The sequence below is a fragment of the Brevibacillus sp. FSL L8-0520 genome (assembly GCF_037963895.1).
Classification (GTDB): Bacteria; Bacillota; Bacilli; order Brevibacillales; family Brevibacillaceae; genus Brevibacillus; species Brevibacillus borstelensis.
Window position 1 is genome coordinate 1,055,853 of the sequence record NZ_CP150171.1, and the last position, 16,841, is coordinate 1,072,693.

The window sequence follows — 16,841 nt, forward strand, 5'->3', positions numbered from 1 at the left end:
CGCCAGTCACTCGTCAAACTGATTGGTTTCGGTCAAGACGCGCAAAAAGTCAAAATCAGGAACGAGATAGGAAGCCGGGAGACGGTGTGCAAACTCATTCCATCCGCCCTCATCCAAGCGGTGGCGGAGGCGGAAGGCGAAGAGCTGCGCAACTGAATCCCGGCTTTTTTTCTTCTCCCCCGCAGGCGCAGCGACCCGGTGTTTCCTCTTCATCTGGAGGTAGAGCTGCTCGACCTGCTCGGCCCACTTGGTAGACGACCATTCGTTCATCCCGTAAGTCTTGGAGCTGTTTCGCAGATGACTTGCCAGCTCCGGGGTGTCCAAAAGCTGCAGAAGCCTCTCTGAAAGCTCCAGACTGTTGCCGGCTTCAAACAGCAAGCCCGTTTCGCCGTGTCGAACCATTTCCTGGATCACGCTGCTGTCACAAGCTACGATCGCTGTTCCAGCGACCTGTGCCTCCATAAGCGGAAGAGGGAAGTCGACAGCAGGTGCGGGCCACACGACAATATCCGTTTTCGCCAAGAGAGATGGCCAGTCTGTCCGTTCGCCGAGAAGCAGCACATGCCGAGTCAGGTCTTTTTCCCTGCAATACGCTTCAAGCTCCCCTCTCCACGGACCGTCTCCAACCATCCAGCACAAAAAATCGTCCCGCTGCTGCTTGAGCCTTGCCAGAGCGTCCAGCAGCGTAGCAGATCCGCTTTGAAAATCCAGTCCGGGCGGGCAGGCAATGATCTGCACACCTTTCTTTTTTTCGACGGGAGGATACGGTTCATATTGGAGCCATTGAAGAAAAGGGGCAAATTCCATTCCTCGATGGATCACGGCTGAATGCCCGTCCGGTATAAAAAACTCCTCCTGCCATACTTTTTTCAGCCATGCGCTGGGAACGATGGCCTGATTGCAGGAAGTGACAGCCATGTACTCCTCGCAGGCGACATACCGCGCTTTCAGACTGTCCGGGGATGTGACTTCCGCCGCCACCGCCGGATCGTGCCGAAGCAGTCCGCCGCACTGATACAATAGCGGGACATGAGAAGGCTTTACCCGCCAAACAGCCCTTGTCGCCAGCGCGTCATGGGTATGGATCAGATCGTACTTCCCCAGATCAAAGAGGGACAGGATCAGCTCAAAGGTGTACCGTTCGATTTCTCTCCAGCGAATCCATGGATGGACATGGGGCAGATATTTTTGATAGTAACGAAATACTTCATCGTACACCCGCTCTTTGATTGGCGCTTTTGGGACGGATTGGCCTTGCAAATTCAGCGTCCATGGACCCGATCTTGTCTGGGAGATCAAATAGACGCGCTGCATGTCAGGATGGTGGCCCAGGACATCGACTTGATGCCCGCGCTGCTCCAGCTCTTTTTGCAGCAAGGAAAAAGGCGATGGGAGCTTGCCAGCTTGCGGAATTTGGCCATAGGTGGCAAACAGGATTTTCACACGTATCACCTGCTTTCTTTTTGACTCTTCAGCGGAAATTTGCTGCTTTTTCGGTTTATGCAAATTTCCTTGCATATTTGTTACAGACCCGCTTTATTGTTCTGTCATACAACGCCCAGCAAACTCAAAAGCTTTTGCAGCGAATCCGGCGGGATCGTCAAGTCTTCCTTCCCCCGCAGCTCGTGCACCGATTCTGGAGATCGTCTGCCGCTGCCGATCAGGTAGGCATAGCGTAGCTGTGCGTGATTGCTCAATGCCCAGTAGATCGGATTCACATATCCGGGTGAAAACAGCTCGATCACGAGTGTCCCCGGTTTGCAAAAGACGATATTGGTCAGATTGGCTCCGTGAGGGGAAATGATGACATCGGCGGAGGCAAACAGACGTATTTGTTCGGACACGCTGTATTCGCTCGGAGTAATGGTGACAAAACCGTGAGACCCAAGCAGGCTGACAATCTGCTGTTCATTGGATACGCGCCGGTGAAATGCATCTGCCCGACTGACGTAAATACGCTTGTGGTTCAGGGCCCCCGATGGACCTGGACGGAAAGACTCGCTCGCTTCCTTGCTCGGCGCTGTCTGTCCAATGGAAGAGGGCAGCAGTTCCTTGCGCAAGAAATCGACAGCCCATTTGGGATAATGGGACGTATAGCCGATCAGCGACGGGATGACTGCTTGCTTTATCTGACAATGGCTGTCCGCTTGCGGTTGGAACCTTTTTCCGGCTGGAATGCCGAGCATGTTCAGCGTCTCATCCTGAAAGGGAAGGATCGGGATGGACATATAGTTAAAGACGTACCTGTCGATCGACAGGCCGCTTTTCCGGATCAAATCAAGCCGGGGCAGCACGTCCAGCATCCAGTGAAAATAGCTGTCGCTGGCGGTGTAGGTAAGTACTGCCCAGGTCTCATCATAATGCTGCGGGGCAGGCAGAGAGGATTGGCGAAAAACAGAATGCTGCTCCGGAGGCTCTGACGAATGCTCGACCGACACATCCCACACCAGCTTGTTTTCCGGCGTAACCACCGCCCCTTTTGTCCCCCAGAGCCGTCCGTCCGGGATGATCCCTACAAAGGGGCTGGGGTGGCTGGTAAACGGTTTTTCTCTAAATTCCCAGGGAGCAGGCTGATCCAGGCCAATGGGCAGCGCGAAGTCGCTCTCATGGTCGGCGTAATATTCCTGAAACAGCCCGTCCATGGATCGGCCTCTCGCCAGATGGTAGGCTACCCATTCCCCCATCGTTCGGTAGAAACCGTCTGGAGCGGGATGGCCATCGGTGATTTGGCTCATGAAACCGGCCCTCCTTTCAAAAAAACTCTTGATAGTGTATGTACAATCATTCGCGTCTGCATACGCAGTCATGGAGCCTGCCGAAAAAACATCTCCTGACCAGCGGCCGCTGTCTCGCGGTGCTTGAAAAGGGGAGATGGCGTCTGCTGTGGAAGTAGAAGAGACTGGGAATCAACCCGGCATATGCACGGTTGGTAAAAACCGGAGCGGACAAGGGAGGGGCTTGCCGTGGGCTTTCGAGGATCTGATTTTTTTGACGACGATTGCATTTTTCAAAACTATATGGCGCGGCGCGAAGGACAGGAGAATGCCAACGATACTTTGGAAAAACCGCTGATACGGGAAATGATGGGTGACGTGAGCGGCTTGTCGGTTTTGGATCTTGGCTGTGGCGACGCCCGGTTCGGCATCGAACTGCTGGAAGCGGGATGTGCGGACTATCTGGGGGTGGAAGGATCACACAACATGGTCGAAGCGGCAGCAGGAAATTTGCATGGCTATCCCGCAAAGGTGGTCCATTCCACCATCGAGGATTGGCCATTTCCTGCAGGCCGCTTTGATCTTGTGCTCTCCAGATTGGTGCTTCACTACATCGAAGATCTCGATTCGCTTTATTGCCGTATCCATCAAGCCTTGAAGCCGGGCGGGAGACTTCTTTTTTCTGTCGAACACCCCGTCATTACGTCTACGCTGCAGACAGCAGGGCAACGGACGAATTGGCTGGTCGATCAGTATTTTGTCAACGGACCGAGGCAGCAGCACTGGATGGGTGGAACAGTTTCCAAGTACCATCGTACGATCGAAGACTACTTCCTCGGGCTGCAGAAGGCCGGCTTTACTGTAGAACAGCTAAGGGAATCCCGGCCGCTCAGGGAAAACTTTCTTCATCAGGAGACGTATGAGCGGCGGATGAGAATCCCTTTGTTCTTGCTGCTTTCCGGGAGAAAGTGAAACCGGCATGCTGTCGTCATCGAGAAGGGAGAAATCCCGGCGGCATCTGAACAGAAGCAGAAGGAACGCTGATGAACAGAAAGAAAGCTGATCATCTAGAAAGAAAACGCCCGGCTGTGCGAGCGTAAGCGTAAAACGCCGCGCAGTCGGGCTAAAAAACGAGAAAAGATAGCTTTCCCCTTCGGCAAAGACATGCTTGGAAGAGGTGGAGCTATCTTTTCTTATCTTTCGTCAGGCAATCCGTCAAACGCTTTTCTTGTTTACGAGATCAAACGTATGATGCTGGCAGCGCGGGCAGCCGCGCATTTTTAGCATTTCAATCGTAGAAAAGCGCTGCTGAAAGCCGACCTGCACGCTTCCATTGCATTCCCTGCAGCGGTATGTCCGCATCGTCCTTTTCACCTCGCCGGTATACAGCGCATCGTCGAAGCCTCCTTTTATTTTGGGAGTTGTCTGCTCAGTCGTTTTCAGTACGATCATCTGGCCTCTGTTCCCGATCATCTCCGCCCCCTCGTATTCATTGAAATGCGGAATGATCTCGCTGACCATCAGCCCCATCCGGATAAACTCGCGCTGCATATCGAGCATAAAGCCAGGCGATTTATGGGCGAAGGACAGGAAGATAGGCAGTCCTGTCTTTTGCTTGAGCAAACTGATTCCCCGTGAAACGAAAAGGCTCATGCCTGGCAGCGTATAGGGCGGGTCGGTGAAAAAACAGTCAAATGTGCCGAGCTGCTTCTGGGACAGAGGCTTGCGGAGGTCTGCACGGTGACCGCTGATCGGCAGGCCTTCGCGCCAAGCGATGTCCGCGATGAACGCAAGGAACCGATCATCGATGTCGACGACGGTGATCCATGCCTTGTGCTGGACCGCTTCCGGGAACAAACGCTTGAGCAGCAGTCCGAGAGATACGCTCACCAGATCATCATCGCCGACGCACAGAATCCTGCTGCCGATGAGCGCATGATGTTTCAGGCAAAGAATCGCCCGCCTCAAGCTGGTCTCCGGCGTGCATTTGGACTGGTCAATCTCTACATTTACCTGCGGACGAGCAGGGAACCATTCGTAGAGACGAGACAGGATGTCGGCGAGCTCGGCCTTCCAATCGCAGTCCTCCAGCAGCTTGCGGTACAAATCCATGTCCAAACCGTCGAAGCCCCACTTTTGCCGAACGTATTCTGCCCCTTCTTCGGTGCAGCAAACTCCGCGATCCTGGCGAAGCGCGCCCAATTTGATCAGCTCCTTTTTGATTGCAGCCGTCACGGGAACAGGCAGCAGGAGCTTGCGAGCCAATTCTTTCGTAGAGATGCCGGGATTGACAAAAGACTCCAGCAGGAGCTGTTCGATCGCCTGTACACCTTCCTGCAGGGTTATGCGTTTGCTTGCGAGTTCTATATAATTTTTCAATCGGATCACTCTTTTCATCGTTATTTTTCAAAAAAACAAACAGGCAGAAAATGAACACAGCGTCCATCTTCTGCCTGTTTGGGCATGTGTTGACGATACACGGATTCCAGGGAGCAGGGTACGACAAATAAACGCTCCTCCGGGACATGCGTGTAAACAAACAAAACCGCGCATAAGAGCACGGTCGTCTGCAGTCAACAAAGATATTGAATGGGATGGCCGGTTCTTAACTAATTGGGTATCCCCTCATGTTCCCAGCACAAATAGACCACGAAAAATGTGGGTTTTTTGCAAGGAAAGCAGGAAAACACCCTATCAAATTTGATTAGTTAAGAACCAACGCGGACATCAAGACATCCCCTTAATTTCAGTAAAGTTATTCATAGTATAGCTGGAAGCGGATGGAATTGCAAGGCTGCTTCCATTTTTTCCATATCGGCGGAAGCCCGGATTCGCATCAGAAGACAGTGGCAGGAATAGGCCTTATTTCCATGCACTCGATCCCTTTACACAAGAGGGAGATAAAGATAACGTAAAGGATGGGAGTTTTATATCGAACGATTATCGATCCTGTGGATCAACCCGAAGGAGCTACACAGATGAATGTTGATAAGAACACGGAAAACTCTTGGGCATCACCCGATCGAGAGGCAGGAGCGGGGAGAATTCTCGTGGTTGTCTCTGTTCAGCCTGAAAAAGAAGCGGTCTTGCGCGGACTGGGCGGCGACAGCCGGTTTGACGTCCTGGTAGGGGGCGTCGGTTCCGTAGCGGCTGCTGCCAGGACGGCCAGAAGACTGGCAACAGCAGAGTCCGGTTACAGCCTGGTCATCTGCGCAGGAATCGCCGGCGGATTTGTCGGCCAGGCGGAGGTAGGCTCTCTGGTCGTGGCTGCCGAGATTATCGCGGCCGATCTCGGAGCCGAGACGCCGGATGGCTTTTGCAGCGTGGACGAGCTCGGCTTCGGCTCCGCCCGCGTGCAGGTCGAAGATAAGCTCGCATCCCGCCTGACCGAGGCCTTGCGGGCAGCGGGACTTCCCGTCTGTCACGGTCCGATCTTGACGTTGTCGACGGTAACGGGGACAGCGGCTACCGCCTCTGAGCTGAAGGCCAGAGTCCCGGAAGCAGCCGCCGAAGCGATGGAGGGATACGGCGTCGCAATAGCTGCAAAGGACAGCGGCCTGCCTGTCCTGGAAATCCGTTCAATCTCCAATGCGGTCGGTCCGCGAAACAAGGCGGCATGGCGTATGAAAGAGGCCTTTGAGGCGCTCGAAGCCGCATGCAAAGTAATTCGGGAGGTACTATGATGAAGATTGCGTTTTCTCCTTGCCCTAATGACACATTTGTTTTTCACGCCTGGGTGCACGGACTGGTTCCCGGCGCTCCAAAGCTGGATGTGATGTATGCAGACATTGACATTACCAACGGACTTGCGGCAAGCGGACAGGGGCCGGAAGTGCTGAAGGTTTCCTATGCGGCTCTTCCGTGGCTGCTCGATGACTATGCTCTTCTGCCATGCGGCGGGGCGCTTGGCCGGGGCTGTGGCCCGCTTGTTTTGACGAAAGGCAGTCTCGCTGGAACGAACGATCCGTCCGTGCTGTCGGGCAAACGCGTGGCTGTCCCTAGCGAACGCTCCACGGCGTATCTGCTGTTCCGCTTGTGGGCAGCCCAGAATGTACCCGGAGGCGTGGGCGAAATCGTGGTCATGCCGTTTCACGAAATCATGCCCGCCGTCCGCGATGGATTGATCGATGCGGGACTGGTGATTCACGAGGCCCGCTTTACGTATCAGACGTATGGGCTGACAATGCTCGCTGATATGGGAAGCTGGTGGGAGTCGGACACCGGCCTGCCGATTCCGCTCGGTGCGATCATTGCCCGCCGTTCGCTCGACCTGGACAAGCTGGCGGAGTGGACGCGGGCGTCTGTCGAGTACGCCTGGGCGCATCCCGAGGCATCTCAAGACTACGTGATGAGCCACGCACAAGAAATGGACCCTGAGGTAGCCAAAGCTCACATCAATCTGTATGTGAACAGCTTCACGGCAAATTTGGGAGAAGACGGCTATGCCGCGGTGACGGCGCTGTTGGGCCGCGCTGCCGAGGAAGGACTCGTACCGAAGTTCGATCTGGCGGCGCTGCGAGTATAAAAGCGATTGATGCAACAAGGAAGGCTGAAGCCTCTGTCATTTGTTCAAACGAACAAGTGCAGGGGCTTTCTTTTATGGAGCGTGCCCAGCAAGCCGTTAATTGCTAGTTGGTGAAAGTCCAACCGAGGCAGGAGCCAAGTCACCTCGTAGCTGACAGGCAACTGGTGGAGAAATCCTAAGGTTGAAGCCCTGTGACAAAGTAACTCGAAAGAGTGCGAGCAAATCAGCAGGCCGTAACATAAAGTGAATCCTGCAGCCTCGTTAAGAAAGACCACCGAGAGGTGGACAAAGGGAAGCCGAGCTTGTTTCATATGGGCGAAGGCCAAGGACGGTGTGGAGAACTTGGAATACAGCACCTATGAATCCCTCGGGGTATGGGGAGCGGTATGTTGAGAAAGTAGTTAACGGAACTGGGGAGACCCTACTCTGCACGCCCCGTCAGGAGCGTAAAACGGAAACCTATAACCGTAAGGGAAGTGGTGGATGGCAGAGAGGGAGTCGGAGGGGTTCATAGTACCGATGAACATAAGGACAACACAACCTTATGGAGGGAAGGAGCCCTGCTTTGTTCACGGGTCGAAGGAGGTAAGAGTGAGTGAATGCAAGTAAACTTGCTAACTACACCGATGTAAAAGCTCGACAACTTTGGACAACCCTATATCTTTGTGCCAAGGCAAACTCAAAACGGCGATTTCATGCCTTGTATGACAAAATCTACCGCCCGGATATTCTAGCGACAGCTTGGAGGAGAGTAAAAGCAAATAAAGGGAGCGGAGGAATCGACGGACAATCCATCGCACAGATTGTGGAGGAGTATGGGGAGAGCCGTTTTCTTAACGAGATCTATCTAGATTTAAAAGAAAAGCGGTATCGTCCACATCCGGTTCGTCGAACTTACATCCCTAAACCGGATGGCAAGAAACGTCCACTCGGCATCCCGACGATCAAGGATCGGGTGGTCCAAATGGCTACTAAGCTAGTCATTGAACCGATCTTTGAAGCTGATTTTCGGGACTGTTCTTATGGCTTTCGGCCAGGAAGAAATGCTCACCAGGCAATTGCACAGATACGCAAAGCAAGCAAGAGGTGTTATTGGGTCGTAGATGTTGACATTAAAGGGTATTTCGACAACATCAACCATGAGAAGTTGATGAAACTGGTCGAAATGAGAATCAGCGACAGACGTGTTCTGAAACTTATCCGACAATGGCTGCAGGCTGGGGTCATGGAAAATGATCAATTCCATGAAACAGAACTGGGAACTCCGCAAGGAGGGGTAATCTCGCCTCTTCTTTCAAACATCTATCTAAACTACATGGACACCATTTGGGAAAATCAATTCTCCCATCTTGGCACACTTATCCGCTATGCGGATGACTTCGTTATCATGTGCAGAACCAAACAAGAAGCATTGGAAAGCATTCAAGTGCTGATGGCTATTCTAAACAAGCTGGAGCTTAGTCTCAGTAAAGAGAAATCTAGACTCGTTAATATTTGGGACAATTCCACTGGGTTTGACTTTCTTGGGCTGCACCATCGCAAATTCCCCGTGTTCAACAAAGGGGGGAGCAAGGTATTTGCTATGTCTCATGTACCAGCTAAGAAAGCAATGAAGGAAATGAGACGTAAAATTAAGGAATACACTGCACCAAGGAACAAACTGTTTCTGTCTCTAGAAGAGCTAGTGAAAGGGCTAAATCGCAAGCTAAGGGGGTTCAAGAACTACTACTTCATCTCGCCCATCGCCAAACGATGGGCAAGACGGATAGACTGGTATGTGATTGAACGCCTTACAATCTTCTGCAACAAGAAAAGAAGCAAGCGGAATAAACATGCCGGAAAGCTGAAGGTCATACAAAACACGCAGGGTAGTTTATTGAAATTAGCCGGATAAAGTAAGCCGAATGCCAAAGAAAGAAGAACATCGGAAAGCCGTATGAGGGAAAACCTCACGTACGGTTTGATGAGGGGGAGCTGAAATGAGCAAGGCGACCATACGGTCGCCCGAAAGTTTCAGTTCTCTACTCTACAAAAAAGGGAAAGGTCGGAACTTGTCGAATACGGGAGAGGGATGAATAACGGTAGTGTGATCAACACCCAAAGTGATAGGCAAGCCGTTCGATCCATACGTGTGCACAGAAGAGGGATGAAGGGGAAGGCTGCTTATCTCTCGCGATGAGGTGACCGTGATGAACCGTTTTTTGATTGGCCAATACGCAGGTTTTGACGAGAAAAAATACAAGCGTGATTTCCGGGACGGCTTTTACGGAATCGAAGCGTGTCTGTTTTCCGCACCGGAGGATATCGCCAAACTGGTCGGGGAGTCAAAGCGCAGGGGCTTTCGGATCGGGGTGCACTTTCCGTTTCGCTCCGGCTTCTCCCCGCTGAGAGACGCGCTTTTCCTGTCTTCTGATGATGAAATTCGAGCCAACGCGTACGCCTATATCGAGAACGAGCTGGCGTATTTATCCGCTTCGGTCCAGCCAGAATATGTGCTGTTTCATTACCCCAAACCGGTTATCTTGGACGACAGGGTAGATTGGGAAAAATGGCGATTTTACGATTCGGCGGAATACATGTATGAAAGTGCCTGCAGCTTTGAAGAGACAGCGGCGAAAAGCGAGGAGCTGTTTCAGTGGCTCACGGAGAAAAGCGTACAGTACGGCTTCGTTCCGGTGCTTGAGTTCGACGCGCTCAATCGGTATGTGTACGAGGCCGATTTTTTGGAAAGCTTGCTCGTGCGCTATCCGGCCATCAAGCTATGCCTGGATACGGGACGGCTCTTTTTTCAGGAAAAGCTGGATCCGCATTTCCGGGCCAAAGAGGTCATCAAAAAGTACGCCAAATATGCAGCGACGATCCATCTATGGACGCTTCGGGTGAATGAAGAAGGGGATTTACAGCACTATCATTACCCCGTGCTCCCTGATCAGAATCCTGCGGACGGATGGGCTCCCATCGAAGAGTATTTGAACATCATCGCCGCAGAGAACGACAGCGTGCGAATCATGTTCGAGCACCGCTCTGACCTGATCGATGATGAACAGTTGGAAAGCTGCTATGCATGGGTCGCAGGCATCATCGACAAATCCGCGGGCAAGGGAGCGGTAGTGGAAACGCTGCAAGAGCGGGAGGAAAGGGAGCAGTAGACGTGAAGAAAATTTTTTGGCTATTCCTGTGCATGTATCTAGCAGTTGGCCTTACCGGGTGTGAATCGGACAGCTCGCTGCCCAAAGCGGGAAAGGGCAATCTGGCGCAAAGCGAGCATTACCATGTATACGGAGGCGACACGGAGGCAATGTACTACCGGCCGGTTGAATTCAATCAGGTGTTTCCGTATCTGCCTGAAAAGCTGAAGCAAAATGCAAAGCTCATCGACCCGGGCAAGCTTCCTTTTCCGGTGGGAAAACAAAACGCTTATCTCGTCAGCTTTCAAAGTGGACAAGAAAGCGGACATTTGCATCAGGTGCAGTTCTCCTATTTAAAAGACAAGGACGAATACGGCAGATATGGCAACGAGTTCGTTATCGTCCGCATGACGGAAACAGCTTCCGATCCTTTTGTGGGGTTCGTCGGGCGCAAGTCAGGGACGGATGATATGGGAAACAGGATTGAAGTGGAGACCATTGGCGACGACAATATACGCCTGTACCATCACATCCTGCAAACAGGAGGCGGCTACGTGTACTCCTACTATGACTGGGATGAGCAGAAGCGCTCTGTCCAAATGGTGAAAACCATGGCAAATGAAATCGATTTCTACCACAACGGGGTCATGTATCAAATCGGTTATTTGGTGAACGGGAATCAGTTTGACGAAAATGTGCAGAAGCAGATGGTGGCGCTTGCCAAGGAATTGGTTGCGGACGAGGAAGGATAAAGGATAAAGAGGCGGAAACCTGGAGTATTCATTAGCAGGTTTTCGCCTCTTCTATTGCGGGACAGCCGCGAACACGCTGGGATTCTCGATCTGCTCGTTTTGCATGGAAAGCCAATACCTCCTGCCGCTTGGCTGGATTGTGAAAATGGCCCGTGCAGACAAACGTTACTTTTTCAAATGATCACGCAAAAATGCCAGCTGTTGTCTTCGCTGCTGTGCTGCCCCCTGACGAGCATGCCGAACGCAGCATAGCCGTGCAACGCCCAATTGACCACGTCATGGATGCCGCCGTCGAAGCACCAGTCATAGCCGTGATAGAGAATCAGCCCCGGATGTGCGCCCGGCTTGTCCGGAACGGCGAAATACCCCTGAATCCTTGCACCTCCAAATCCACGGTAGCTGAGCTGATACAAGCGAACACCGTCTGCGGGATGTGTCAGCGGCGCAAGTTCATAGGTGAGCGGTTCCTGATCCAGAAGCGCTTTGGTGGCTTCCCAAAAGTCTGCAAAATCGTCTTTTCGCGTAAGCGCCGGACGGTATGTCTGCAATTGGTCCAATGGCAAATCATATGGCTGCATGAAAAGTTCCTCCTGTGATCTGCGATGAGTAGAGCAGCTTGGTGGGAATGTACGTTCTTAGTATAAGTGAAAAAAAAGCCCTTTCCACAATAAGGAAAGGGTGACGAACGTCAGCTCATATTTTTTGCTTTTTCCTTTCTCCAACGTCGAATCATATCATGGACTTGAGCCCCATTAATTAATGTAATATTTAGGGGACCTGCGATTTCTATTGCTGTCTTGGTAAAATGGCTTGTTGTGACAATCCAAGCGTCATAGCAACCGTACACCTGCTTGCCAGCCTTTAATCGCAGCACTATGTCATTTCCTACGTTCTTTTTCCAGCGTTTGCACTGTACGGCGATCTTGTAGCCTTTCTTATCTTGGAGAATCAAATCAACCTCGTTATCCCCTGAACCTCCAACCCTTTCTACTTGATACCCCTTGTCTCGGTAATAAGCTTCCATTAATCTTTCAAAGTCCGGTCCGGAAAGGGAATCAATATCTGCGGTTAACAACTCTTGATCCGAAAGTGGCTTACGAGATTGTTTTTCAGTTTTGTGATTTCTCTTGGTTAGTTCTTTCTTTGCCCCATTCTTTTTTTGCTTTTCCTTGATTGTTTACCCTAGCTAACCAACTTCCAATGATTACAGACAAGACGAGACTAACGCCAATAGAACCGAAGAAAAATAGGTAGCCAAGATTATAGGCAAAGCAAATTGATGCCGAGGAAATAACGAGTATCCCCCGTATCAGGTTTTCAATATTCGTTAATTCTTTTTTTGACCATTTCGCCATAAGATGTCAGCCTTTCCGGTGCTACTGAACAAGTTAATCATCTGTCGTCAGGCACGATTTTTGAGGGTGAATTTGCAACTTGGATAGTTTGAACATCCAATAAATTTTCCGTATTTTCCATTCCGTTCAACTAATTCTCCGCCACAAGAGGGACACAGATTATTTTTTATACGTTGATTACGGATTTCATTTTCTTTTTGCAATGTTTTGGCGTGTTTTGTTCTCGCATCCTTATCCTGCAAATTATATACGGCGAGCTTCCGAACAATGGCTTCTCGATCTGCTTTCGAAAGGACGGGATCTTTGTACGAAAGGATATTTTTAACGAGTTGACTAGTATAAATGACTGTTGAAGAAACACTCACTTTCAGAGTAGCTCTGCCGCTAAATACTACGATGGGGATGTAACGGATGTTTTCAAACTCCGATAAGAGAGCTTTAAGTGCTTCCACATGTCCTTTGTTTTGCCAGATTGGATTGAATAGTCGTGCTTTCTTTTTATAAATGGTTTGTGTCCAATATTGGGAATTCTCCGTACCGGTGATCCAACCTTTATAGTTTTTTGTTTCAATCACAAAAATACCGTAAGCTGAAATGACAACGTGGTCGATTTGTGTTGTTTTTCCTTTTGTACCAGGAATGAGTAGATCATTAACGAGATAATATTCATTTGGATCGAGTTTTTTTAGGAGAAGTTGCACAGTTTTTTCTCCGACAAATCCTTTTACCGACGGATGCTTCAAAATAAAGGCGATGATCAGCAGAATTATCAGAAGCGTATAAGTAAACGCCATGTTTGTGCCTCCAAACTTTCATTGCGTCAATGGAAAGCTGCTAAAAAATCAAGGCTTCAATGGGAGCAACGTTTGTTATCCCGGGAAATTAATAAGCTTGTATACCAAATTTCAGTAATTTTTTTGGAAAAACGTCATCTAGATTTTGAATATCTGCATCCGTCAGTTCGATAAGATGAAACCCATATTTTTGATAGATGTCCAACTTTGCTTTTTTTCTGTCGAGGTATTTTGGGTCATTTTCCATCCCCCAATATTCGATATAAACCTTTCCTATGGGGAGGTAGAAATCACAATACACATCCTCTTCGATCGGCAATTTTCGTTCGTAGGCATGGACGATTTCCGACATATACAACCAATTATCGATGATCATCTCCGCTTTCGAACGCACAAAATGGCCATCAGCGGTTCGATGCTTCGCTTCAAATTTTTCCCGAAAACTTACATCGTTTTGTTCCTGCACCTCGTCTTTTTCTTCCATAGGTTCACCAATCAATTGCTGAAAGGTTTCAACAAGACGCTTGTTTTTTAGGATGCTCTCCGGCCAGGTTACATAGGGGATTCCGGTTTTTTCGTACTCCAACTGCTTTCCGCCAATGCTTTTGCCTAAATTCGTTAATATCCATCCTTTCCTGTCTCTTTCTACCCATCCTAGTTCCGACAGAATCGGATTAATACGAAACTTGGAGATGTTAAAAATTTGACTCAATGCAGTGGCGTTTATAAATTTTGTCTCCGGTTTATGAAATGACTCTAGAAAATCCTTGTCTTCATGAATGTTTTCTGGCCATACAATCCAGGTTCCTCGTATAGAGTCCGATCTCAATTGTCCATCTTTCATTTTTCCTTTTTCCGTCAAACACCAAGTATCATTTTTTCTTTCAATCCAGCCCATTTTCATTAATAGAGAAAAAAGCTCACTGGTGGGAATGTTTATTAATTTTGAAAGAGCGGTTGTTGAAATGTACTTCGTATTACCCATTTCCTTCCTCCTGAAATACATCCCTGTAGTGCAGAGGGAATTATTGTTCATAAAAAAACTAGTTCAAATTACATGGTTCGTCAAAATAATACTAAAACCTTCATTATTTGGCAAAATAACTGTAAAGAAGTGGTTTTTTTAACCATAAAATTTCGTAACCTAGTACCTTTCATTGGTTCTACTTACTTAGGACTGATGGTATAAAAAGAAAAGGGACGCGGCCCGGTGGTCATTAGTATCGACCAAGGGTTCACGTCCTGCTATTTGTATGGGTTGCTTTGGAAGGCAATCACGGTAATGTCTCTTGTCTTTCTATTAGCGGCTATGCGCTTCTTCAGTTGCTGTCATCCTTATTCACAATCGCAAGGATCTGATGATCCTCCCATTTGCCGTTTATCTTCACGTTTTCCTTGGCGATGCCCTCCTTGTGGAATCCTGCCTTTTCCAAAACCTTCATCGATCTGAGGTTGTGCGGCATGACGCCGGCCTCAATCCGGTGCAGCTTCAGCTCGTCGAAAGCATACGATACTACGAGACGGACGGCCTCTGTCGTATACCCTTTCCCATTGTACTGCTGGTCGAGATAATAGCCGATCCAGCAGCTTTGCAAAGGGCCGCGTACAACCTCTGACAGAAATACGCTTCCGATCAATTCTCCTGATTTTAGCAAAAAAATGCCAAAGGAGTAATACTGATCGAGAGCCATCCTTTCATTGTTTTTGTTTATCCGGTCAAGCTGTCCTGCCAACGTGTAAAACTCCGGTTCGCGCAGAGCTGTGTAGGTTTGAAAAAAGTCCCGATTCCGCAGTTCCAGGTCGAGCAGAGCTTCTGCATCTTCGGCTTCAAACGGTCGTACAAAAATCAGATTGCCTTTTCGTTTCATTTGGTCGGCCTCCCTTTTTCAAAGAAATAAAAAACACCACAGGTACTCCCTGTGATGCCGGACAGCAAAACGATGAAAACCACAGGGAAGCGACCCGTGGCGTTTTCTTTTGAGAAAATGCTAATCAAAGGATGACGAGTCGCATGTATATCCAATTTTGGACAGACTTCTCCCTTGGTTAGCTGCAGAAAAGAAAACGGCAGTCGAGTACCCGATGCCTTTGGACAACGACAGAAGCGATCTTTTTTTCATCAGCGGCACTCTCCTTTCGCGTTTTCTAAATTGTATGATAACAGGTAAAGCTTCTCGGCGCAAATGATGCTGCTTTCATAAAAGGGCGGCCGTAGTCAGTAACGTCTTGCTCAATAAAATGAGGCTGCAGCAGAGAGTGTCTTGTCAAGCAGAAAATGACTGTAGCTTGACAGTCGAGCTTACGATACCGAACGCACAAAGAGGGAGCCTTCAACTGCCCGGGACGGATCGCTTGCTCGTCACATATTCCTCCTGAAGAATCCCCATATGGCAAATGTCATGCCAGCGACCATCTCGATAGAGACTCTGACGTGAGCGGCCCTCGTCCTTGAAACCAAGCCTTTCGTACAGTCTGATCGCTTTTTCGTTAAAGGAAAAAACACGCAAGGATACCCGGTGCAAATTCAATTCCAAAAAGGCGTAGTCGAGGAGGAGCTGCAAGGCTTCCCTTCCATAGCCTTTGCCCCAACATTCCTTTTCTCCAATATCGATGATGCATTCCGCGTTGCGGTTTTTGTAATCCAGGTTGATCAGCGACGTAATCCCGACCGGTTTTCCCGATTCCTTGTCGACGATGATATAGCTCTTTCCGGAAGGCGACCCCAAGATCACCTGGTTTACAAACGAGGCTGTCTCCTCGAATGTAAACAGATCGAGAGTCGGACTGGTTGATTGCATGACAGCAAGGTCGTTTCTCCATGTATGATAGACGGCTGCATCATCGGGGGTCATTTTTCGCAGGCGAACTCTTGCGGATTCAAATAGCATCAGGCTTTCTTCCTTTCCTCTGTTTTATGAAGGGCTTGCTGTTTCTTCGACCGGGCAAAGCATTTCCTTCAGCGAAAACAAAAGCACATCGATTTGAGCGCTCACCCGCGTCTTTTCCGGGCCCAACTGAAAAGTGTCCAGCATCAAGCCATCGATGAACGAGATCAAATACAGAGCAATCGATTCGGCAGGCAGGCGGGGCTGAAGCTCCATCCTGGCGGTCCCCTTTTGGACGAAATCGACGATCGCTTCGGCCATACGCTGGTAGCGGGCCGTCAAATAGCGGCGGCTTTCATTTTCCGGTTGGCTGTGGGTGGATAGAAAAAACTCCGAATTGGCCAGCAGCAGTGAGCGTTCGATGGCTTCGATCTCTTTTTGCTGTTTTTGTATCCAGCTGGTCAGTTGCTGCCAGGCTGTGGACGTATCGTCCGGATCGAAGAAGTGCAGTTCTTGTTCATCCTCGTGCCGCAGCAGCTCGCGGTAGACATGCTCGATGTTGTCGAAGTAGGCGTACAAGGCCCCTCGCGAAACTCCGGCTTCATCCATGATGTCTTGCATCGTTGTCCGGGTGTAGCCCTTTTTCATGAAGACTTGCTTGGCGGCACGGAGCAGTTCCAGTCTTTTTCGATTTTTATAGTCCTCGCTTACTCTTGGAGCCATAAGCACTCCTCCTTTCGTAGGGGAT

At 49.8% G+C, this 16,841-nt stretch carries 18 protein-coding genes; 6 read left to right on the plus strand and 12 right to left on the minus strand.

The window, feature by feature from the left end; genetic code table 11:
- Positions 1 to 6: 6 nt before the first annotated feature.
- On the minus strand, positions 7 to 1,443 hold the full coding sequence (locus NSQ24_RS05500) for a glycosyltransferase family 4 protein (RefSeq protein ID WP_339167389.1): 1,437 nt from the start codon (positions 1,441 to 1,443) through the stop codon (positions 7 to 9).
- 104 nt (positions 1,444 to 1,547) lie between these two features.
- The gene (locus NSQ24_RS05505) at positions 1,548 to 2,735 is read right to left on the minus strand and encodes a glycosyltransferase family 61 protein (RefSeq protein ID WP_024985425.1); all 1,188 of its coding nucleotides are present in this window, start codon (positions 2,733 to 2,735) and stop codon (positions 1,548 to 1,550) included.
- A 228-nt stretch (positions 2,736 to 2,963) separates the two neighbouring features.
- Here NSQ24_RS05505 and NSQ24_RS05510 point away from each other — a divergent pair, with 228 nt between their 5' ends.
- Positions 2,964 to 3,686, plus strand: a complete 723-nt coding sequence (locus NSQ24_RS05510; protein ID WP_003391137.1) for a class I SAM-dependent methyltransferase — start codon at positions 2,964 to 2,966, stop codon at positions 3,684 to 3,686.
- 243 nt (positions 3,687 to 3,929) lie between these two features.
- Here the strand turns inward: NSQ24_RS05510 and NSQ24_RS05515 are convergent, their stop codons facing one another.
- The gene (locus tag NSQ24_RS05515; RefSeq protein ID WP_024985426.1) at positions 3,930 to 5,093 is read right to left on the minus strand and encodes a bis-aminopropyl spermidine synthase family protein; all 1,164 of its coding nucleotides are present in this window, start codon (positions 5,091 to 5,093) and stop codon (positions 3,930 to 3,932) included.
- Positions 5,094 to 5,692: 599 nt separating this feature from the next.
- Here NSQ24_RS05515 and NSQ24_RS05520 point away from each other — a divergent pair.
- The 5 genes from NSQ24_RS05520 to NSQ24_RS05540 all read left to right on the plus strand — a co-directional run bounded on the left by NSQ24_RS05520 (position 5,693) and on the right by NSQ24_RS05540 (position 11,119).
- Positions 5,693 to 6,397: a futalosine hydrolase gene (locus NSQ24_RS05520; protein ID WP_003391141.1), complete on the plus strand. Its 705-nt coding sequence runs from the start codon at positions 5,693 to 5,695 to the stop codon at positions 6,395 to 6,397.
- On the plus strand, positions 6,397 to 7,239 hold the full coding sequence (locus tag NSQ24_RS05525; protein ID WP_003391143.1) for a 1,4-dihydroxy-6-naphthoate synthase: 843 nt from the start codon (positions 6,397 to 6,399) through the stop codon (positions 7,237 to 7,239). The genes NSQ24_RS05520 and NSQ24_RS05525 overlap by 1 nt, the downstream gene beginning before the upstream one ends.
- 595 nt (positions 7,240 to 7,834) lie before the next feature.
- Positions 7,835 to 9,133: a group II intron reverse transcriptase/maturase gene (gene ltrA / locus NSQ24_RS05530; protein ID WP_024985477.1), complete on the plus strand. Its 1,299-nt coding sequence runs from the start codon at positions 7,835 to 7,837 to the stop codon at positions 9,131 to 9,133.
- A gap of 295 nt (positions 9,134 to 9,428) precedes the next feature.
- Positions 9,429 to 10,388 (plus strand): sugar phosphate isomerase/epimerase, encoded by a 960-nt coding sequence (locus tag NSQ24_RS05535; RefSeq protein WP_122957810.1) that lies wholly within the window; start codon positions 9,429 to 9,431, stop codon positions 10,386 to 10,388.
- A gap of 2 nt (positions 10,389 to 10,390) precedes the next feature.
- On the plus strand, positions 10,391 to 11,119 hold the full coding sequence (locus tag NSQ24_RS05540; RefSeq protein ID WP_003391146.1) for a hypothetical protein: 729 nt from the start codon (positions 10,391 to 10,393) through the stop codon (positions 11,117 to 11,119).
- 173 nt (positions 11,120 to 11,292) lie between these two features.
- On the opposite strand, the gene NSQ24_RS05545 is transcribed toward NSQ24_RS05540, so the two are convergent.
- The 9 genes from NSQ24_RS05545 to NSQ24_RS05585 form a co-directional block, all read right to left on the minus strand.
- A complete protein-coding gene (locus NSQ24_RS05545; RefSeq protein ID WP_122957809.1) occupies positions 11,293 to 11,697 on the minus strand; it encodes an acetylxylan esterase in 405 nt (134 codons plus the stop codon).
- Between the two features lie 110 nt (positions 11,698 to 11,807).
- Positions 11,808 to 12,194 (minus strand): restriction endonuclease, encoded by a 387-nt coding sequence (locus NSQ24_RS05550; RefSeq protein ID WP_339167391.1) that lies wholly within the window; start codon positions 12,192 to 12,194, stop codon positions 11,808 to 11,810.
- Positions 12,195 to 12,228: 34 nt separating this feature from the next.
- Positions 12,229 to 12,474 (minus strand): hypothetical protein, encoded by a 246-nt coding sequence (locus NSQ24_RS05555; protein ID WP_339167392.1) that lies wholly within the window; start codon positions 12,472 to 12,474, stop codon positions 12,229 to 12,231.
- Between the two features lie 47 nt (positions 12,475 to 12,521).
- Positions 12,522 to 13,268, minus strand: a complete 747-nt coding sequence (locus NSQ24_RS05560) for an NERD domain-containing protein (RefSeq protein ID WP_003391152.1) — start codon at positions 13,266 to 13,268, stop codon at positions 12,522 to 12,524.
- 88 nt (positions 13,269 to 13,356) lie between these two features.
- Positions 13,357 to 14,253, minus strand: coding sequence for a hypothetical protein (locus NSQ24_RS05565; protein ID WP_003391154.1), 897 nt, complete (start codon positions 14,251 to 14,253; stop codon positions 13,357 to 13,359).
- A 334-nt stretch (positions 14,254 to 14,587) separates the two neighbouring features.
- Positions 14,588 to 15,136: a GNAT family protein gene (locus tag NSQ24_RS05570; RefSeq protein ID WP_031932142.1), complete on the minus strand. Its 549-nt coding sequence runs from the start codon at positions 15,134 to 15,136 to the stop codon at positions 14,588 to 14,590.
- Between the two features lie 120 nt (positions 15,137 to 15,256).
- Positions 15,257 to 15,388 carry a hypothetical protein gene (locus NSQ24_RS05575; protein WP_339167395.1) on the minus strand — a complete coding sequence of 44 codons (132 nt, stop codon included), beginning with the start codon at positions 15,386 to 15,388 and terminating at the stop codon, positions 15,257 to 15,259.
- A gap of 210 nt (positions 15,389 to 15,598) precedes the next feature.
- A complete protein-coding gene (locus tag NSQ24_RS05580) occupies positions 15,599 to 16,156 on the minus strand; it encodes a GNAT family protein (protein WP_003391160.1) in 558 nt (185 codons plus the stop codon).
- 24 nt (positions 16,157 to 16,180) lie between these two features.
- Positions 16,181 to 16,816: a TetR family transcriptional regulator gene (locus NSQ24_RS05585; RefSeq protein ID WP_339167397.1), complete on the minus strand. Its 636-nt coding sequence runs from the start codon at positions 16,814 to 16,816 to the stop codon at positions 16,181 to 16,183.
- Between the last annotated feature and the right edge of the window lie 25 nt (positions 16,817 to 16,841).